This is a genomic window from Mucilaginibacter sp., assembly GCF_036568825.1.
Classification (GTDB): Bacteria; Bacteroidota; Bacteroidia; order Sphingobacteriales; family Sphingobacteriaceae; genus Mucilaginibacter.
Map to the genome: position 1 here is coordinate 86,065 of NZ_DATCRU010000071.1, position 20,901 is coordinate 106,965.

The 20,901-nt window shown below is 41.2% G+C and carries 17 protein-coding genes and 1 riboswitch; of the genes, 8 read left to right on the plus strand and 9 right to left on the minus strand.

Annotated features, from left to right (window positions below):
- Positions 1–162: 162 nt before the first annotated feature.
- The 4 genes from VIM89_RS16360 to VIM89_RS16375 all read right to left on the minus strand — a co-directional run bounded on the left by VIM89_RS16360 (position 163) and on the right by VIM89_RS16375 (position 4,832).
- Complete coding sequence (locus tag VIM89_RS16360) at positions 163–1,557, minus strand: MBL fold metallo-hydrolase RNA specificity domain-containing protein (RefSeq protein WP_488157249.1); 1,395 nt, start codon at positions 1,555–1,557, stop codon at positions 163–165.
- 116 nt (positions 1,558–1,673) lie between these two features.
- Positions 1,674–3,503 carry an ABC transporter ATP-binding protein gene (locus VIM89_RS16365; RefSeq protein WP_488157250.1) on the minus strand — a complete coding sequence of 610 codons (1,830 nt, stop codon included), beginning with the start codon at positions 3,501–3,503 and terminating at the stop codon, positions 1,674–1,676.
- A 24-nt stretch (positions 3,504–3,527) separates the two neighbouring features.
- Positions 3,528–4,049: a hypothetical protein gene (locus VIM89_RS16370; protein WP_488157251.1), complete on the minus strand. Its 522-nt coding sequence runs from the start codon at positions 4,047–4,049 to the stop codon at positions 3,528–3,530.
- Positions 4,050–4,055: 6 nt separating this feature from the next.
- Positions 4,056–4,832 carry an SAM hydrolase/SAM-dependent halogenase family protein gene (locus VIM89_RS16375; RefSeq protein ID WP_488157252.1) on the minus strand — a complete coding sequence of 259 codons (777 nt, stop codon included), beginning with the start codon at positions 4,830–4,832 and terminating at the stop codon, positions 4,056–4,058.
- A gap of 102 nt (positions 4,833–4,934) precedes the next feature.
- Between VIM89_RS16375 and VIM89_RS16380 the strand changes: the two genes are divergently transcribed.
- The 4 genes from VIM89_RS16380 (at position 4,935) to VIM89_RS16395 (ending at position 8,288) form a co-directional block, all read left to right on the plus strand.
- Positions 4,935–5,894, plus strand: coding sequence for a PhoH family protein (locus VIM89_RS16380; protein ID WP_488157253.1), 960 nt, complete (start codon positions 4,935–4,937; stop codon positions 5,892–5,894).
- An 83-nt stretch (positions 5,895–5,977) separates the two neighbouring features.
- Positions 5,978–6,922, plus strand: a complete 945-nt coding sequence (locus tag VIM89_RS16385; RefSeq protein WP_488157254.1) for a phosphoribosylaminoimidazolesuccinocarboxamide synthase — start codon at positions 5,978–5,980, stop codon at positions 6,920–6,922.
- 51 nt (positions 6,923–6,973) lie between these two features.
- A complete protein-coding gene (locus VIM89_RS16390) occupies positions 6,974–7,351 on the plus strand; it encodes an STAS domain-containing protein (protein ID WP_302899804.1) in 378 nt (125 codons plus the stop codon).
- A 22-nt stretch (positions 7,352–7,373) separates the two neighbouring features.
- Complete coding sequence (locus tag VIM89_RS16395) at positions 7,374–8,288, plus strand: ribonuclease Z (protein WP_488157255.1); 915 nt, start codon at positions 7,374–7,376, stop codon at positions 8,286–8,288.
- A gap of 131 nt (positions 8,289–8,419) precedes the next feature.
- Here the strand turns inward: VIM89_RS16395 and VIM89_RS16400 are convergent, their stop codons facing one another.
- Positions 8,420–9,370: an MlaD family protein gene (locus tag VIM89_RS16400; RefSeq protein WP_488157256.1), complete on the minus strand. Its 951-nt coding sequence runs from the start codon at positions 9,368–9,370 to the stop codon at positions 8,420–8,422.
- A gap of 133 nt (positions 9,371–9,503) precedes the next feature.
- On the minus strand, positions 9,504–10,406 hold the full coding sequence (locus VIM89_RS16405; RefSeq protein WP_488157257.1) for an N-acetylmuramoyl-L-alanine amidase family protein: 903 nt from the start codon (positions 10,404–10,406) through the stop codon (positions 9,504–9,506).
- Between the two features lie 52 nt (positions 10,407–10,458).
- Here VIM89_RS16405 and VIM89_RS16410 point away from each other — a divergent pair, with 52 nt between their 5' ends.
- Genes VIM89_RS16410 through VIM89_RS16420 form a run of 3 tightly spaced genes read left to right on the plus strand, consistent with a single transcriptional unit; the run spans position 10,459 to position 15,892 of the window.
- Complete coding sequence (locus VIM89_RS16410; protein ID WP_488157258.1) at positions 10,459–13,188, plus strand: putative LPS assembly protein LptD; 2,730 nt, start codon at positions 10,459–10,461, stop codon at positions 13,186–13,188.
- An 18-nt stretch (positions 13,189–13,206) separates the two neighbouring features.
- Entirely contained in the window at positions 13,207–14,463 is a 1,257-nt protein-coding gene (locus VIM89_RS16415; protein ID WP_488157259.1) for a competence/damage-inducible protein A, read from the plus strand.
- 34 nt (positions 14,464–14,497) lie between these two features.
- Positions 14,498–15,892 carry a dihydrolipoamide acetyltransferase family protein gene (locus tag VIM89_RS16420; RefSeq protein ID WP_488157260.1) on the plus strand — a complete coding sequence of 465 codons (1,395 nt, stop codon included), beginning with the start codon at positions 14,498–14,500 and terminating at the stop codon, positions 15,890–15,892.
- Between the two features lie 79 nt (positions 15,893–15,971).
- Here VIM89_RS16420 and VIM89_RS16425 read toward each other — a convergent pair whose 3' ends face one another.
- From VIM89_RS16425 to VIM89_RS16435, 3 genes are all read right to left on the minus strand, one after another.
- Positions 15,972–17,210, minus strand: coding sequence for a homoserine dehydrogenase (locus VIM89_RS16425; protein WP_488157261.1), 1,239 nt, complete (start codon positions 17,208–17,210; stop codon positions 15,972–15,974).
- On the minus strand, positions 17,210–18,265 hold the full coding sequence (locus VIM89_RS16430; RefSeq protein WP_488157262.1) for a homoserine O-acetyltransferase family protein: 1,056 nt from the start codon (positions 18,263–18,265) through the stop codon (positions 17,210–17,212). Before VIM89_RS16430 ends, VIM89_RS16425 begins: the two co-directional genes overlap by 1 nt.
- 120 nt (positions 18,266–18,385) lie before the next feature.
- Positions 18,386–19,711, minus strand: coding sequence for an O-acetylhomoserine aminocarboxypropyltransferase/cysteine synthase family protein (locus VIM89_RS16435; RefSeq protein WP_488157263.1), 1,326 nt, complete (start codon positions 19,709–19,711; stop codon positions 18,386–18,388).
- Positions 19,712–19,956: 245 nt separating this feature from the next.
- Positions 19,957–20,069: riboswitch (SAM riboswitch) on the minus strand.
- 259 nt (positions 20,070–20,328) lie between these two features.
- Here VIM89_RS16435 and VIM89_RS16440 point away from each other — a divergent pair.
- Positions 20,329–20,862, plus strand: a complete 534-nt coding sequence (locus VIM89_RS16440; protein ID WP_488157264.1) for a DinB family protein — start codon at positions 20,329–20,331, stop codon at positions 20,860–20,862.
- Positions 20,863–20,901: the final 39 nt, after the last annotated feature.

Sequence of the window (20,901 nt, forward strand, 5' to 3'; positions counted from 1 at the left end):
ATGATAAGATTTTCCCCTAAATATATTATTTACTTATTAATAGAGAGATTTGTAATCGAAAAAATATTTAATCCCGATTTATACGGTAACTAAATACTGCATGGTTGCGATCTGGCTTAATTACTATAGCTATCAAGATTATAAAGGGAAACTATCAGGTATTTAAAGCGCGTAAGTCACATCCTTTTCTGGAATCGATACCGGGAAGCCTTCCTCTTCCAAAGCTTCTGCTAAAGCCTGCATGCTGGCTTCTTCGCCGTGTACAAGGAAAATGGTTCTCAGTTTATCCTTATCCTGCTGACGGGCAACATTCATCAGGTCTTCATGGTCACCGTGGGCGCTTAATACATCTGTTTGCCTGATAGTGGCATAAACTGATAGCTCCCTGTCTTTTATAAAAACGATAGGATCACCACGAAGTAACCGATGGCCGAGTGTTCCCTTTGCACAGTATCCGATGAACAAGATGGTACAATAATAATTTTGGATGTTATCATACAAATGATCTTGTATACGCCCGCCCTCCAGCATGCCTGCGGATGAAATAATGATGCACGGCTCAAAATAATTGGATACCTGACGACTATCCTGCAAGCTTTCTATATACACCAGGTTCTCAAATTCAAACTCGTCACCTTTAGTTTGATAGAACTCACGTGCTTCTTTATTAACAAGACTATGGTGCTTTCTGAAGATATCAGTTGCAGCAATAGCCATCGGGCTATCCACAAATACCTTTACTGGTGGCAGCAATCCTTGAGTAAATATCTTATTCAATGAATATACCAGCGATTGCGTACGACCGATACTGAATGCAGGAATGATCAATCGTCCCTGCTCTTTTATACAGGCTTTATCTATAGTTTCTACCAAGGCCTGTTCAACGGTTTTATCCTTAGTATGCATACGTCCGCCATAGGTTGATTCTGTTACCAGGTAATCTACTTGAGGTAAATTTTGTGGGTCGTCCAACACCGGATAATTTTTACGGCCTATATCGCCTGTAAAAGCAACGGTTTTTTCTTCACCGTGATCATTTATTTTGAATACGGCTGCAGCAGCCCCTAGTAAGTGACCAACAGGTATAAAAATCAGTTCTATATTCCCATTAATGCGAAATGGCCGGTTAAACCCAATAGTTACCACCCGTTCCATAGTATCCATTACATGCTTTTGCAGATACAACGGTTGCTGAGCAGGATGGTGGTGTTTTTTGCGGTTATGTTTACGACTTTTATTGATCTTACCCATGAAGATGTTCACAGAGTCAAGCAATAATAGCTCGGTCAGATCAGCCGTTGCCGGTGTACACAGTATCTGGCCATCAAAGCCCATCCTGATCAGCGTAGGCAAGTTACCGGAGTGGTCGATATGTGCATGGGTTAATACAACCACATCAATTTCCGTCGGGTCGAAGGGAAAATTTTCATTCGATTGAACACTGCGGTCTTTTTCATAATCCAGTCCGCAATCTATCAGTATTTTATATTGGTCAACCTCAAGCAGGTGCATACTTCCTGTCACCTGCCGGGCCGCGCCGTGTATAGTTAGTTTCATTCTATTTATTAGTTCATAGATCATGGTTGATGGTTCATAGCGTCGTTTTGCTATCATAACCATTTACAACTCTGTGAAGATAATCAAATGGCTATGAACTATGAACTATAAGCTATTTATGCTTCAAACTGCAACTGGCTCAGATAACGATACAGGCCGTTTTCGTTACCGATCAGTTCTTCATGGCTTCCGCTTTCGATCACTTTACCTTTTTCAAGAACGATGATCTTATCAGCCTCGCGGATGGTTGACAGGCGATGTGCTATGATAATAGAAGTACGGTTCTTCATTAATTCTTCCAATGCTTCCTGCACCAGGCGCTCTGATTCAGAGTCAAGAGAAGAAGTAGCTTCATCCAAAATTAAGATGGAAGGATTTTTTAGCAATGCCCGTGCAATCGCAATACGCTGTCTTTGTCCACCCGAAAGTTTTACGCCGCGTTCGCCTACAACGGTGTCATATCCTTCCGGAAACGACATGATAAACTGATGTGCATTGGCGCGCTGTGCAGCTTTTATGATATCTTCCTTGGTTGCACTTAGTTTACCGTAAGCGATATTTTCCTGTATTGTGCCACCAAACAACATTACATCCTGGGGGACAATAGCTACCCGGTTACGGATGTCGGTCAGGCTATATTTATCCGACGATTTATGATCGAACAAGATGGTACCGCTTTGCGGATGATAAAATTGTAATATCAATGAAGCCATAGTTGACTTACCGGAACCACTTGGCCCTACGATTGCTATCTTTTGCCCGGTTTGCGCATCAAAAGAAACACCTTTTAATACCTCAATTTCAGGACGCGACGGATAATGGAAATTGACATCATCAAAAGCGATATTCCCTTCAATTCTTTGTTTGATCTCGTTCTGTGCATGGTCAATAGAAACGGCTTCGCCTTTTTCACCTAATATTTCTAAAACTCGTTCACTGGCTCCAACCGATTTCTGTATGTTGGCATAAAGCTCTGGAAAGCTACCCATTGCACTACCAACAAAAACAGCGTACAAAGCAAATTTGAATAGTTCACCAACGGTAAGTTCATGATTGCTAACCAGCAAACATCCATAAGCAATTACCGCTACTATAGCGCCGAACATGCCAAATACAATGAATGATGCAAACAATCCCCTGTATTTAGCACCTTTTATAGCTATGTTGGCTACCTCGCGAATGTTTTTTCCATATCGGTTTGATTCATAAGCTTCATTCACAAAAGCTTTTACATTGGCAATACCCTGCAAAGTCTCTTCAACGATGGTGTTCGACTCAGCCAGCTTATCCTGAGCTTGCCTGGAAATTTTTCTTATGAAGCGTCCGAAAAGTACTGCAGTTACCACCAACACCGGCAAAACCACAAGCAGCGCTAGTGTCAATTTGATAGATACAATTGCCAGAAAAGTAACTCCGCCAACCAGCAAAACCAGCTGTCTTATAATCTCTGCAAGGGTAGTGGTTAAGGTATCTTGAATTTGTGATAAGTCTGCCGAGATGCGGCTATTTAACTCACCAACGCGACGGTTGGCGAAGAAATCCATTGGTAAAGTGATCAGCTTAAAATAAGTATCGCGCCTGATGTCGGCCAGTGATCGTTCTGCAATCTGCACAAACCAAAGTATTCGGAAAAAGGAAATAAATGCTTGTGAAAAAAGAACAATTAATGCCAATAAACCAATGCCTTGTACTGTCTCCGGTAAAAACTTATTTGTATGTTTTCCTTGAGCTGCATCAATCAATCCACCTAAAAAAGATGGAAATGCTAAACCTACCAAACTGGATAAGAACAGGAAAAATAAAGCGGCTATGAATTTGCCCCGATATGGCCTTACGTACGATAAAAGTTTGGAAACATTTTTTAAGGTTTGCCTGGTTAGTTTGGCTTTGGGAAGCTCTTCTCCCTGTTTACCACCACTATTCAGACTACTTCTTCCTCTTGCCATTTTCTGATTATAAAAGCTACAAAACTAAGCCTTAACTGTCCGTTTCCTCGTTAATAAAAATAAAATTGACACAAATAGGAGAACTACAACGCCGATAAGGATGCGTAACAGGCTCTGCTGATGTGCTTTTTCTTTTTCTGCTTCCAGTTTTAACTGTTCAATCTGCTCCCTTAACCGGTTAATCGTATTCATGTAAGCCAGCGTCACATTTTCTGATTGGGTTGAGTGCGTTTGTGCCTGTTGCTGCTGAAAAACACGATAATCCATCAATATTTTTAGTTCGCGGAATATATCATCGTCGGTTTTGACGATATCCATCAAAATATCATTAGAGCGTCGGATGTCCTTTTTGGTTTGCAATCCGAATATGCCGGTATGCTTTTTCAGGCTTTGATCATATTGTCCAAACTTTTGCCGTCGGTTTTCTAGCATTTGGTTGATCTTTGCCCGTTGTAATTGGTAGGCTAAAGAATCAGAATTTGATTTTTGTGCGAAGACCAGCACGGGGAATAAACACAAAAAGCAAAGTCCCAAAAGTTTTTTCATGTGCAATTATTCAAAATTGATGATGACGCTGTCGCCCAGGTTTAAGCCTAATAACCCACTTGCGTTCCCTTTGTTTATAGCAATTTCCAAATGGTCGCTTATCCCAAATAAACATAGCTTTTCACCTTCCGGTACTTCGTTATAATGCCAGCTGAGGTGGTTGATGGTTTCGTTGCGTTTAAAGGATAAGGTAAACTGCCGTCCCTGCTGTACTTTATTGAAAAACTCCTTGGTAATATTGGTGATCACATTCTGAAATGAATCGATATAGATCACCACACCTTTAATCATATTTTTTTCCACAACCGGCTGCAGGTTCATCTTCTTTTCCATGCTCTCCAAAGGCAAACCGATCTCGTTTAATTTACCTCCGCCTGCCAGATGACATGCTGCTTTTACAAAAATATCGGCCAATGGAAAGTGCAGAAATTTGAGATCCTGCATAATGTTCAGCTCAACGATTTCGTCCGGGTCCGAGGCGAACATCAACGAAAAAATGCCATTGTCAGAACCTACGAAATAATGGTTTTTATACCTGACTGCCAAATATTTAGTATCCGAATTATAAACGGTATCGATGCCTATAAGGTGAACGGTTTCTTCAGGGAAATAGTAGAAACTATTCTTTAAAATGAAAGCTGCCTGTTGCACATTAAAGGCTGCTACGCTATGGGTTATATCAACAATATTTACGGTTGGCAACAATTTTAAAATACTTCCTTTAAGTGCAGCCTGGTAAATATCTTTGTCGCCCAGATCAGTAGTTAAAGTTATTATTGCCATTAATTTTTTAAATATTTATTGCTAATCTTGTGCTAGCATTTGATGCTACAAATATTAAATTTTTAATTCATAAAAAATTCTGCAACTATAAATTCATTACTGTTGAACGAACTTAAAATATCTATAGATAATGTTAACCCTGCTGTGTTGTGGGGACCTAATAACGACCACTTCGAGATCATAAAAAAACAGTACCCGAAGCTAAAATTAGTTGCACGAGGTAATGAACTGAAGGTTTTAGGCGATGATCACGAATTGACGGTTTTCGATGAAAAATTTACGCATCTTCTGAATCATGTCGAGAAGTTCGAGAACCTGAATATAACCGACCTGGAAAGGATCCTGGGCTCGAAACCTTCGTCAAGTTCAACACCCGAACCAGCAAACGATAAATCGACAACCGGCGAAGTATTGGTATTTGGCCCTAACGGCATTTTGGTAAAAGCAAGAACTGCCAACCAGAAACGAATGGTGACCGGTATCGATAAAAATGACATCCTGTTCGCTATCGGTCCTGCAGGTACAGGTAAAACTTATACGGCGGTAGCATTAGCAGTCCGGGCCTTAAAGAATAAGGAAATCAAGCGCATTATCCTCACCCGTCCGGCAGTAGAAGCAGGGGAGAACCTTGGATTTTTGCCAGGTGATTTGAAGGAAAAGATCGATCCATATCTGAGACCATTGTACGATGCTTTGGATGACATGATACCTGCAGAAAAACTGAAGGTATACCTGGAGAACCGTACTATAGAAATTGCTCCATTGGCATTTATGCGCGGTCGTACGCTCGATAACTGCTTTGTAATATTGGACGAAGCGCAGAACGCCACCGATATGCAGTTAAAGATGTTCTTAACACGTATGGGGCCATCGGCTAAGTTTATCGTGACTGGTGACGTAACGCAGATTGACTTACCTAAGAAACAGCAATCGGGTTTACACACCGCTTTAAGGATTTTAACGGATATCAAAGGTATCGAGCTGATCTACCTGACAGGAGAGGACGTAGTGCGCCACAAACTGGTGAAACGCATATTAGAGGCATACGGGGACATTCAATAGTCTCAAGTCGTGAGTCTAAAGTTCTAAGTCATCGTTTTTGGTTTAGACTTAAGACTCAAGACTTTAGGCTCAAGACTTACAAAATGAACGCAATAAAAGAGACACATTTTCATTTTCCAAGGCAGACCAACTTTTACAAAGGAAAAGTGAGGGATGTATATACTATTGATAACAAATACCTGGCAATGGTGGTTACCGACCGCATCTCGGCTTTTGATGTGGTATTGCCAGAACCAATTCCTTATAAAGGGCAGGTGTTAAACCAGATAGCTGCCAAATTTTTGCATGACACAAGCGATATCGTGCCTAACTGGGTTGTTTCTGTTCCTGATCCGAGTGTAACCATTGGCCGTATTTGTGATCCATTTAAAGTAGAAATGGTAATTCGCGGTTATTTGGCCGGGCACTCATGGCGGGAATATAGCTCAGGCAAAAGACAGGTATGCGGTGTAAGTTTGCCAGAAGGATTAAAAGAAAATGATAAACTGCCTGCACCAATCATTACGCCAACTACGAAGGCGTCAGTTGGTCATGATGAGGACATTTCTAAAGAAGATATTCTGGCTCGTGGAATAGTATCAGCGGAGGATTATGCTCAATTAGAGAAATATACTCATGCCTTATATCAGCGTGGTACCGAGATTGCTGCTCAGCGTGGTCTTATCCTGGTTGATACTAAATACGAATTTGGTAAAGCGGACGGGACAATTTACCTGATAGACGAGATACACACACCGGATTCTTCACGGTATTTTTACAAAGAAGGTTACGAGCAACGTCAAAAAGATAACGAGCCGCAGAAGCAATTGTCAAAAGAATTTGTTCGGAAATGGCTGATTGAGAATGGTTTTCAGGGCAAAGATGGTCAGGTAGTTCCTGAAATGACTAAAGATATAGTTGACTCGATATCAGATCGTTATATAGAGTTATTTGAACAGATAACCGGCGAAAGTTTTGTTAAATCCGACAATGATTCGGTATTAAACAGGGTAGAAGGGGCGATAAATAAAGCCTTGACTACTTTGTAATTTTTTATTGTATGTAAAAAAATTATATCTTAGTAGCATAATTAACACAAGATGAAATTTACTGTTGATAAGCACGATAAATATGTTTTGCTGAAGTTGAACGAATCCAAACTGAATTCGTTGGTAACTCCGCAACTAAAATCTGAATTGATTCTGATCAATACTGAAGGGCAGAGAAATATCATCATGGACCTTTCGCAGATAAAATTTGCTGACTCATCAGGCTTGAGCAGCTTATTAGTTGGCCACCGTTTATGCAAAAATGCATCAGGTGTTTTTATTCTTTCCGGCTTAAATGATGCCGTAGCTCGTTTGATCGCAATATCCCAGCTTGACTCCGTACTTTCTATTGTTCCTACTACCGAAGAAGCGATCGACCTTGTTTTCATGGAAGAAGTAGAAAAGCAGTTAAAGAAGGAAGCAAAATAAAGCCCAATATTGTTTACCCGATATGAAGTTTGAGGTAACAATACTTGGCAGCAGTTCGGCAACTCCAATCTACAACAGAAACCCGTCGGCACAGGTACTAAACATTAATGAGCGTTTATATTTGATTGATTGCGGCGAAGGCACGCAACAACAAATGCTGCGCTTTGATGTTAAGGCCAGTCGTATTGACCATATTTTTATCAGTCACCTGCATGGCGATCATTACCTGGGCTTGGTTGGGTTGTTGTCATCTATGCACCTAAACGGGCGCACAAAGACACTGAAGTTATTTGGACCGCCTGAGTTAATGGAAATCATCGACCTGCAATTAAAATATTCGGATACTACTTTACAATATCCGCTCGAATTTATTGCCACCCATACTGATCAACCTGAGTTAATACTCGAAACTACAGATATTACTGTAGAGACTATTCCGCTCGATCACCGGATTGCAACCACTGGCTTTTTATTCAAGCAAAAGAAGCGGCTCAAAAAAATCATCAAGGAAAAGATCATTGAGCTGAATATTCCTGTTAATCAATTCTCCGAGATAAAGAAGGGAGCAGACTACATTGCCCCTGATGGTACTGTTTATAAAAACTGGGAGATAACAAATAACCCCAAAGAGCCCAAGAGCTATGCTTACTGTTCGGATACAATTTATGATGAAAGTTATTTTGAACAGATAAGCAATGTCGATCTGCTTTATCATGAAGCGACCTTTCTGAATAACATGCTTGACAGGGCGCAAAGCACATTCCACACCACCGCATTACAGGCAGGAGAGGTGGCATTAAAGACCGGCGCCAAAAAACTACTGATCGGGCATTTCTCGGCCCGCTATAAAACGTTAACCGAGCTTTTAGATGAAGCTATGAGTGTTTTTCCCGAAACGGAACTAGCTGTGGAAGGAAAGACGTTTATAATTGAGTAGAGGTTGATGTGCAAATGCGAGGATGTGCAGATGTGCAAATGATAAAGCTTTTATTAAATAATTCATTTGCAGATGACTTCATTCTTACATCAAACACATCTGCACATTTTCTCATCTGCGCATTTGCACATTTACTTATCTTTTTTCCCTCCGCCAAATACTGAGAAGCTGACGTAGCGTTTAGGATGAGCCTTCAGGTCTATAAATAACGCGTTCAGATTGGCAGAAGCATCATTTAGGTTCTTATATAGTTTATCATCATTCAATAACAAACCTATAGAACCCTGACCACTATTGATCTTGTTGATTGCAGCCTGAAGATCGGCCACAGCTTTATTGGCGTTATCCAATGTCTGTTTAATATTACCATTAGCCATATCGTGGCTCAAAGTTTCTGCATTGGTAGCAATAGCATTCAGATGTGATGTGCTTGTTTTAAGATTAGCTGAAACATCCTCAGCATTTGCCATTATCCCATTGATATGACCGTTCTGTGCTGCAACAAGCGCATCAATTTTCTTTGTAGTACCTTCTAAAGTTTGAAGAGAGTTGGCAATACTCAAAAAGCTCCTGTCGACATTTTTCTGAAAGTCCGGATTGAGGATTTTATTAACTGCAGCCAATGATGAATCCAATTTATTGATCAGGTGCTCAGCTTTTTTCTGTATTGGTTGCAGGCTTTGTGCCAGGCTTCCTTGTATATCAGCTTTCAAGGTATCCTGGTCCTCAGCATAAACTTTGCTGTTACCCATTTCGAACACAATAGCTTTTGTGCCCAACAGGTCAGTACTTACCAGTTTGGCGAGTGTATTATTGGGAATGTTGTATTTAGGTTCAATTTTGAACTGAACAACTGTTTTACCATCGGGCCGCAAATCCATTTTTGAAACCCGGCCTATAGGGAAACCATTCACCAGCACCGGCTTGGATACCGAAAGACCTTCAACGCTATCGTAAATAGCATAAAACTTATTAGTGTTGGAAAAAACGTCATTGCCACGAAGATAACTGTAAGTTAGTATCAGGATGGTAATCCCCAACGCAGTTAATATGCCTATTTTGGTTTCGTTTGATATTTTCATAGTGCAGATTTTAGATATGAGATTTGAGACGTGAGATGCAAAATAAGGTTGATTTATTGAAATGAGAAATTTTATCTTCTCTTCTGTACCCTTATCTCATATCTCAAATCTCATGTCTCAAATCTAACAACAATTATTTTGCTACTTGTTCTATCTCGTCTTTATAACTTTTCAGTGCCCTTATAATCGCATCAACAACTTCCTGCTGCCCATTTTCTGAATTCAGGAATGCCTCATCATCGGGGTTATTAATATAGCCGGTTTCAACCAATACCGCAGGCATTGCGCTGTGGCATAATACCAGAACCCCTTGCTCGCGGATACCTTCGCTGCGTCTGCCGTCTTCAACAAACTCGTTGTTTATCAGGTTGGCAAGGTGAATACTTTGCTTGCGGAATTTAGTTTTATAGTCGTTGATCAGGATCATGGTCAGCGGATCATTGGCATCAGCGCTGGTTTGATTCATGTCGGAATCTTCTTCTATTTGCGTATTTTTTATTGCATTTTCCTCTTCCTTAGTACGATGGAAACCATACACCAGCATTAACACGCCTTTCCCAGAACGGTCGGGCACTTCTACAGTTCTGTAAACAGGTTTATGGTGTTTATGGCCAACTACCTCCCTGATACGTCTTGGTGCCAGTGAATTACAGTGCAACGAGATAAATAAATCGCCCCTGTTTTCATTGGCAATGTCAGCACGGTGTTGCCATGACACGTCTTCTTCCGTTTTACGGGTAAGCACCACTTTTACGCCTGTAAGCTCTTTTTCGATCGCATCCTGCAATTTTTTAGCTATCGAAAGCGTTACATCTCTCTCATTGGAATACGAACCGGATGCACCTGGTGAAAAGTGTCCTACCGCACCCGGAGGACGCACACCATGACCTGCATCAACAATGATAGTCCTGAGTTTAAATGTACTATCGGTGGGGATATTTTTTATGGGAGTAACTGATCTAAAGGAGATTAAAGGTAACGGAATGAGAAATGCCAATAAACCGTAAATGAATCTTTTCAATGCCTTAATTTTCATTATTTTTGAACGCTGTTAACTATACCTGCAAAAATACTATTCATATTCAATTTTGAAATTCGTAAGCCTGTTTTTTCTGCTTGTAATTATTTCAACGGTAAACGTAATAGCATCTGCAAAGGTTAGTAATTTCAGAAGCTATAAACCGGTTACAGATACTATTATTAAGCTGGATACCGTCCGCGATAAAAAACTTCTCAGAAATAACAAAAAACAACCCAAGGGTGCAAAAGCATCAGCAGCGCAAAACGATACCACTAAAAAGAACGGTGGTTTGAAGTCAATTGTTACAGCACACGCCGAAGATTCTACAAGATATGATGATACCCATCAGATTTTATACCTGTACGGCAGGGCGCGCGTTACTTACGAAGACTTTGAGCTCGATGCCGACTTTATAAGGGTCGATCAGAAAAATAAAGTTATATTTTCCAGTGGCGTGATAGATCCGCTTACAAAAAGGTACATTGGCCGGCCGATTTTCAAGCAGGGAAAAGATAAGCCGACGATCTCTGACTCTTTATATTTTCATTACGAAACAAAAAAGGGAAAGATATATAATGCGTCGTCAGAGCAAGACGGCAACTTTATCACAGGCGGCCAGGTAAAGAAATTAAATGAAACCGAGGCGGCATACCGTAATATAATCTTTAGTACCTGTAGTCTTCCTTATCCCGAAACGCATTTTGGTATAGTGATCACAAAAGGTATCGGAGAAAAAAACAGGATCATATCTGGCCCAGCCTTTCTTGAGATCGAAGGTATACCTTTACCGTTGGCTATTCCGTTTGGATTTTTTCCAAAACCGGATTCAAAGTCATCAGGTGTGATTATTCCAACATTTGGTGAAGATCAGAAACTGGGCTTTTACTTAAGAAACTTTGGCTATTACCTGGCGCTGAATGATTATATCGACCTGACCAATACAGGAACACTATATTCAAAAGGATCTTATGAAGTAAATACTTCTGCAAGGTATTTAGACCGGTATAAGTATTCGGGTACAGTGTCTCTAAGTTACAGCTCTACCAACTATGGCTTACCTGGTGACCCTGCGAATAAGGATTTCCATATCGACTGGTCGCATAGCACTAACCCTAACGCGCATCCCGGAACTACTTTTAGTGCATCAGTTAATGCAGGTACATCCGGGTTCTTCCAGCATAACCCGGCTACTGAAGGTTATAACCTGAACAACCTTACTTCAAGCTCTTTGCGTTCAAGTATTGCTTATGGTAAAACCTGGGCCGGTACGCCATTCAATCTTACCGTGAACCTTTCGCAAAGCCAGGATCTGGTTAATAAAACGGTAACACTTGAATTTCCGACGTTTAACTTCAATATGGCCACAATAAGTCCTTTTGATTCTAAAGAAAGGGTTGGACCTCAAAAATGGTATCAAAAGATTACTGTGGGATATAGTTTACAGGGAACCAATAAGGTAAGTGCTGTACCAGAAGCTGAACTTTTTACAAGTGAGACATTGAAAAAACGTTTTCAAAACGGTTTTCAACATAACATTCCTATCAGCTTTAACCAGAATTTATTTAAATACTTCCAGTTCAGCGCTAACGTCAACTACCAGGAATGGTGGTATTTACAACATTACAGTGAGCATTTTGCCAGGGGCAGCGTCCCCGGCCGCGACTCGTTGGTTTTTGATACACTGGCTGGATTCAAACGTGCCGGGCAATATACTTTGGGTGCTTCTTTGTCGACGAAAATATACAGTACACTTACTTTCAAAAACAGCAACTTAAAGGCCATCAGGTATGTGGCTACGCCTTCGTTGAGCTTCAGTTATCACCCGGATTTTTCTGATCCGTCTTTTGGTTATTACCAATATGCCATCAGCTCTGCAACCATACCTTATCCAATCAGTTATCAGAAATATTCCATCTTTCAGAATGCGGTATACGGAGGGCCGACGGCGGGTAAAACCGCAGGGTTGGGCCTGACCATAGATAACAATATCGAGGCTAAGATGCGAGCCAAGAGTACGGATACATCCGGAACGGATAGAAAAATAAAAATACTTGAAGGCTTTAACATTTCTACTTTTTACAACTTTGCGGCAGACTCGTTTAAACTTTCGGCTATCCAGTTCTCTGGGCACACTGCCTTATTTAAGCAAAAGCTGAATATCTCGATTAGTGGAACGCTGGATCCTTATGTAACACAAGTACGAGACTCTATTGGCGGTAATGTCATTAGACCGTATAAAGTACAGGTTAATCGTTATTCTTTTCAGGATGGTAAATTCCCGACCCTAACGTCATTCTCCATATCCGGAAGCGCAAGCTTGAACCCCGCAGTATTTAAACCACAAAATGCACAACAGCCCCCACCAAATACATTGCAAAATATGAATCCGGAGCAAGCCGCCAAACTGGCATTGCTGAATAGCGACCCAAGTGCTTACGTGGATTTTAATGTACCATGGAACCTATCGCTTAATTATAGCTTTAGTTATAATAATTCTTATACATCTACTTTTGTATCGAATACCGTGCAGTTAAGTGGCGACGTAAGTATTACGCCGAAATGGAAAGTGCAATACACCACGAACTACGACTTAAGAGCAAATAAGCTGAGCAGTGCCACATCCTTTGGAATCTATCGCGATTTGCATTGCTGGGATCTATCCATGCAATGGCTGCCTTTCGGATACTATAAATCATACAATGTGACCCTCCGTGTGAAGGCAACAATTTTACAGGATTTGAAGCTGACCAAGCGAAGTGATTACACCAGCAATCAGTATTACAATCCGAATCTATAAAATTGCTTACTTTGCGAAATGTTAGCTGAAATAATTACCATCGGCGATGAGATATTGATTGGACAGATCGTCGATACCAACTCGGCATTTATTGCGCAGAAACTGAATGCAATAGGTGTACAGGTAAAACAAATATCATCGGTGTCGGATGATAGACAACATATCCTTAACGCACTTGCTGAAGCTCAAGGAAGAGCAGATATTATCCTGATCACCGGCGGCCTGGGCCCTACAAAAGATGATATCACTAAGAAAACGCTAGCTGAATATTTCGGTGTCGGATTGATCGAAAATAAAGATGCTTTGCAGAATGTCGAGAATATTTTCAGGCGGTTACGCGGAGTATCAGAAAAGTTGCTGGATGTAAACAGGCAGCAGGCGCTTGTTCCCGAAAATTGTGAAGTCCTATTAAATGCAAATGGCACAGCACCGGGAATGTGGTTTAATCACAAGGGCAAAGTATACATGTCGATGCCGGGTGTGCCTCATGAGATGATTTATATGATGGAGGAGTCGGTGATACCAAAGCTTAAAGCAACTTTTAATCTTCCATTTATCATTCATAAAACTATTCTGACAGTAGGGGAAGGGGAATCATACCTTGCAGAAAAAATAGCTGATATTGAAAACGATCTGCCATTCTATATAAAATTAGCATACTTACCCAAACTCGGACAAGTACGTTTGCGTTTAAGCGGGTATGGCGAGGATGATACTCTGTTAAAAAGTGAAGTTGAATCATTTGCTAAAAGGCTAGTTGAACGCATTGGAAGGTCTGTGGTAGCGCAGGAAGATATCCCACTTGAAAAGGCTATATTAAATTGTATGGCTGAAAGGGAGCTTACACTATCAACCGCAGAAAGTTGTACTGGTGGATATATAGCGCATTTAATCACCCAGCATGCGGGCTCATCAAAAGTGTTTTTCGGTGGAGCGGTTTCTTACTCTTATGAGCTGAAAGAAAGCATCCTCGGAGTAAAAAATGAGACATTGTGGCAATATGGCGCAGTGAGCCAGGAGACGGTGACTGAAATGGTGCAGGGAGCTTTGTTAAATTTTAAATCGGACTATGCTGTTGCTGTAACGGGTATAGCAGGACCGGATGGTGGCACTCCTGAAAAGCCGGTCGGGACGGTTTGGATAGGAGTGGCTAATGCGCAAAAAACGATTACAAAGAAATTCCAGTTTGGTAACAAACGCATGCAGAATATAGAAAGAACGGCTATTGCTGCACTAAATATGCTGTACTTATTGCTTGAGGAATTTAAAAACTAATAACTAATTTTGACCAACTTTTATATAACTCTATATGGCCAGATACCAACTGTTACTGCCAAAAATGGGCGAAAGCGTTGCCGAAGCTACCATAATCAAATGGAATAAAAATACAGGCGATTATATTGAAATGGATGAGGCGGTAATGGAAATTGCTACCGATAAGGTGGATTCTGAAGTCCCTTCACCGGTTTCAGGAAAACTGATACAACAGCTTTGCAGCGAAAATGAGGTAGTGCAGGTAGGCGCAGTAATCGCCATTATTGAAACAGAAGGTGGTAATGAAGTAGAAGAGGCTCCTGCAGCAGTTGCAGAACAACCAGAGATCAATATACCCGAGGAAGCACCTAACGAACCGGTGATTTCTGAACAAATCCCTGGTTTGGATCAACTGGAAGTTGAGCAAGCAGAAGAAAGCAAAGGCTCAGGCCGATTCTATTCACCATTGGTGAAAAATATTGCCGCGCAGGAAGGCATTAGCGTTGAAGAACTGGACAAGATACCGGGTACCGGCGCAGAAGGACGTTTAACTAAAGATGATCTACTGAATTACCTGCAAAACCCGGCATCGATAGATAAGAAAACCGAACCGCAACCAGGCTCATATACTCCGCCTGTACAGGAAGCTCATCAACCTAAAGTTGAAGCTCCTGCTTATAAAGTGCCTGAACCCATATTTGAAGATAAGCCGTTTACTGTTCCTGCAACTTCGGCATCAGGCAGAGATGAGATCATTGAAATGGACAGGATGCGCAGACTGATCGCCGATCACATGGTGATGAGCAAGCATACCTCGCCGCACGTTACTTCATTTGTGGAAGCTGATGTAACTAATCTGGTGTTATGGCGTGAGAAGATTAAAGGTGCGTTCGAGAAAAAAGAAGGGGAGAAGATCACCTTTACACCGATATTTATTGAAGCGGTGGTAAGGGCGATAAAAGATATGCCGATGGTCAATGTATCTGTTAATGGTTACCAGATCATCAAAAAAGCTGATGTAAACATTGGTATGGCTACTGCTTTGCCAAGCGGTAACCTGATTGTTCCGGTTATCAAAAATGCAGATAAGCTGAACCTGGCAGGGTTGACCAAATCAGTAAACGACCTGGCTAATCGTGCACGTAACAATAAACTCCAGCCTGATGATGTAAAAGACGGCACTTTTACCATTACCAATGTAGGTTCATTTGGCAATGTGATGGGTACGCCTATTATCAATCAACCGCAGGTAGCTATATTGGCTATTGGTACTATTAAAAAGAAACCGGCCGTTATTGAAACAAAACAAGGTGATGTGATCGCGATCAGGCATATGATGTTCCTGTCAATGTCGTACGACCATCGTGTTGTAGATGGCGCATTGGGCGGTTCATTCCTGCGCCGTGTGGCCGATTACCTGGAACAATGGGACATTGACAGAGCCATATAACACAGCCCCTAATTAGACACATACATACAAAAAATAAAGGCTTCCAATTGGAAGCCTTTATTCATAAACAGCGAAATGTTTATTGCAACACTTCCTCTGCCTGTTTTTTTGCCGGGGCTAAACTGACCCCTTTTAGCTGATCGGCAAAGGCTATGAAAGCCCTTTCGTTTAATATACGATGCTGATTGTCGATCAGTTTTTGGAGGTTGATCTTTCCGATAACAAATTTATAATTGCCTGACAGATAGCGTTCATGAATGTATTCAAAACCCAAAGCTTCTACCAGGTCATCGTCTTCATAACGTAAATAGATGTTAAGCTCAATATCATTGGTAAAGTTTAAATCCTTCTTAGACTTAGCCTTTTTGTATTCATATTGATAGTCATAACGCAATGCTGCTATATCCGACAATACCGCCGAACCTGTTGGGTGGCCACCAGCTCCTTTACCAAAAAAGAATTGCTGATCAGCAAAGGCAGCTTGCACGATAACGCCATTATATTCATATTCCACATTGTACAGGAATTCGCTTTCTGTTACGAATTTCGGCAAAACGAATAATGCTACGTGTTTATCATCTAACTCTTTTGCTACAGGAACTAATTTGATTTTCAGATTCTTTTCCCGTGCATATTGCAGATCATAAGCTGAAAGCGTTTGAATACCGATATTGAAAACTTCTTCCGGTTTTACTACAACGCCATAAGCGTGTGCTGCCGCAATTACCAATTTAAATTTTGCATCGTAACCGCCAACATCCATGGTCGGGTCGGTTTCAGCAAAACCCAAGTCTTGTGCTTGCTTTAAAGCGGCTGCGTAATCCAGCCCTTCAATAAATCCTTTTGACAGAATATAGTTAGATGATCCATTGAAAATACCGCAGATCGAATGCAGCAGTTCGTTATCATAATACTCCTCCAGGTTACGTATGATCGGGATACTACCACAAACAGCGCCTTCATAAAGCAACGAAGTGCCGTATTCATGCTGCAATTCGAGTAGTTCGCTCAAATGCGTGGCGATCATTTTCTTGCTGGCTGAGACCACATTCTTACCGGTTCTCAATGCCTTTGAAACGATCTCGAAAGCTGGTTCAGTTTCATTGATCAACTCAACAACAGTGTTGATCTCCGGGTTGTCAAGCAGTTCGTCTTTGTCAGTAGTAAATAAATGAGACGGAAGACTACGTTGTTTGCTCCCGTCTTTTATACAAATTTTAACAATTTCAATGTTCAGATTTTTGGTCTTTATAATATCATGAAGACCCTGGCCTACTACGCCAAAGCCAAAAAGACCGATAGTTAACTTTTTACTCATTATGCGGATTGTTGCAGTTCTATAATTTTTCCTTTAACGTCTGTTTTAAAAAATGAAGTGATGATATTGGTTAATACTTCTGTTTCGATCAAAAAGCCATCGTGCCCGTAAAATGAATCAAACTCGGCAAAAGCAGCTTTGGGTATATGATTGAATAGGTATTGTTGCTCCTCAATCGGAAATAATACGTCGGATTTAATACCGATCACCAACGTTTTTGCTTTGATCAGACTCAGTGCCTTATCAACACCATGCCTGCTACGACCTACATTGTGTGAGTCCATCACTTTTGTCAAATACCAATAACTGTAAGCATTGTAGCGTTTCACTAGCTTCTCACCCTGATAGTTTTGGTAGGACGATGCTTTAAACTCATCGGTCTTTTTATCGTTATCTTCTTGCTGGGTAATGGAATAGGCTTTATAACTACGATAGGAGAGCAGCGCAATACTACGCGCAGCTTTCAGTCCTTTTGCGCCACCATCAGGCTTGTTAGCATAAAAGCTTCTGTCTGCAGCAATAGCTAAGCGTTGTGATTCATTAAAGGCAATTCCCCATGGTGAGTGGCGTGCATTGGTAGCAATCAGGATCACATTCTTGATTCGGTTTGGTTCGATAATCGACCATTCCAAAGCTTGTTGCCCACCCAAGGAACCACCTAGCAGAATTTTAACATCGTTTATACCAAGGTGATCGGCTAGTAACCGGTGGGCATTCACCATATCCCGAACGGTAATGTCGGGGAACGACAGATAATACGGCTGACTAGTTACCGGGTTCTCACTTAATGGATTGGTAGTACCGTAGTTTGACCCCAGGATATTGGCGCATACAATAAAGTATTCTTCCGGATTAAAATAATCGTTTGCTCCAAACAATCCTTTCCACCAGTCAAAAACATCGGAATTTGCGGTTAGGGCATGGCATACCCACACCACGTTGTCCCGCTCCTTATTCAATCGTCCATAGGTATGGAAACCTATTTCAAGTCCCTCCAACTTCTTGCCCGATTCGAGCTTGAATGTTTGCGGGTGTGTATAAGTCTGTCTGCTCATTCTGTTCATTCGCTACTGCGGATGCGGCTGAACCAATCAGCCACATTCCGTAATAACTTTCTATTTCACTTAAAAAACTAAAAAACTGCCCCTCTCTAACTCTCCCCAAAGGGGAGAGGATTAGTTCAGGCTATATTCAGGTTCGCCCTGTTTAATTTTGGCAAATGCCTGTTCAAAATCTGCTTTTATATCATCAATATGTTCAATACCCACAGCAACACGCAATGAATTTGGTGTAACACCTGCAGCTAACTGCTCTTCATCCGAAAGTTGTTGATGCGTAGTTGCCGATGGCTGTATGATCAGTGTTTTAGCGTCGCCCAGGTTTGCCAGGTGACTTACTAATTGTAAATTATCGATCAGCTTTCCGGCTAATTCCTTATTGCCTTTTACCTCGAAAGACAAAACTGCGCCATAGCCATTCTTTAAATATTTTTTAGCCAGGGCATGGTAAGGTGATGATTCCAATCCCGGATAATTCACTTTTGCTACCTGCGGATGTGCCTCGAGCCATTTAGCCAGTTCCAATGCATTATCTACATGACGTTGTACACGTAATGAAAGCGTTTCAAGCCCTTGTATAAATAGGAATGAATTGAATGGAGATGCCGATGGCCCAAAATCACGCAGACCTTCAACACGTGCACGAATGATGAACTGGATATTACCGAAAGGGCCATTCACACCAAATACATCTGAAAATACTAATCCATGATAACCTTCTGATGGAGTGCTGAATTGCGGAAATTTGCCATTACCCCAGTTATAATTACCTCCATCCACAATTACACCACCTATGCTGGTACCATGTCCGCCGATCCATTTAGTAGCTGATTGAACCACCACATGAGCACCATGTTCCAGCGGACGGAACAGATAACCCGCAGCGCCGAAAGTATTATCTACAATCAATGGCAAATCATGCTTTTTAGCTAATGCAGCAACTTTTTCAAAGTCAGGAATGTTGAACTCAGGATTTCCCATTGTTTCAACATAAATGGCTTTGGTCTTGTCGTCGATGTGTTTTTCTATGGCCTCAGCGCTATCATTTTCAGCAAACCGGGCATCTATCCCAATACGCTTAAACGACACCTTAAATTGGTTGTAAGTACCTCCATACAAATAGGGTGAGGTAACAAAGTTTTCGCCCGGCTGTAAAATGTTGTTTAAAGCCAGGAACTGTGCAGCCTGTCCCGAACCGGTAGCCAAAGCAGCTACACCGCCCTCCAGTGCAGCGACGCGTTTTTCAAACACATCGGTGGTGGGGTTCATGATGCGGGTGTAGATGTTCCCGAATTCTTTTAGAGCGAACAGGTTTGCACCGTGCTCAGCGCTTCTAAAAACAAATGAACTGGTTTGATAGATAGGCACAGCCCGTGAACCCGTTGTCGGATCAGCTTCTTGTCCGGCGTGCAGTTGCAGTGTTTCAAATTTTAATGTTGACATAGTAGTAAAATTTTAATGTGTAAGTAAATTCTTGTTTGTAGTAATTCTTAGTTTTTGGTTTTGGTAAAGAAGATACTTTACCGTTGTTGAATACGCATGAATTGGATTAACTCGGCGATACGGATTAACAACAGTAACACATACACATGCAGCCTTCGGAGCAGCTGTAAGAAATTGACAATTGGTTCCTGTGGGAACAAAGAGATTGCTGGAGTGAGGTTTTAATTAATTTTTTCATGGTTATTAATTTATATCTCCCGGAGATCCATTCTCCGGGCCAGGATTTGGCACCTTCTCCACCCTGGAGGGTTGCCAGCGGGTCTTTGAGCCTGATCTCGTCGCCGCTTCTTTATAAATCAAAACCTGTTTGAAGAGGTAATGATCGGGGTATTGCTACCAAATAATGTTGCAAACATAGCTTATAAAAGGCTATATCTCCAAATTAAATTTTATTTTATTAGCTAAAAGCTGAAAGCAGAAAGACCAAAGCTGCCTTTCTTTATGCTTTTTCCTTTAAGCTTCCTGCTTAAAATTGGCGCAAAGGACACTTAAGTTGGCGTATTTACACCTCATTGGCGGCATATTTTGCATCTAACTTTGATTAAAAAACAAAAGCCATGTCAACCAAAAAACAACTCTTAGCACAGTACGATCTGCATGATGTATTGTTCAATAATGTCATCGATAACATCAATGATGATGAAGCTAATACCTGTATCATTGAACCATTAAATAGCATTAAATGGCTCGCCGGTCATCTTTTATGGGCACAGAGAAACCTGGTTCGCATAAGCGGCGCACAAGTAGAAATTCCATGGACAGCCCATTTTTTAACCATCCAGGGTTCAACCGAAGAAGAGAGAAGAATGCCTAAAGGCGAATTCCCAACCATTGAACAGATCAGAGATAAATGGAATGAAACTTCACCGGCTATACGAATAGGTTTGGCTAATCTTCCTGAAGAAGCATTAAATGCTGTTATCGAAACCAGGCATCCAATTGCGCCTTTTGATAATACACTAGCCGGGTTATGGGCATTTATTAATGATCATCAGTCATACCACATTGGCCAAATCGGTATTCTGAGAAGGGCGATAGGTAAAGAGGCTATGCAATATTTCAGAAAATCTGTTGAAGAGGTGAAAGCATAGAGGCGAAAGGTGAAAGGCCAAATCCGGAAGTAACCTTTG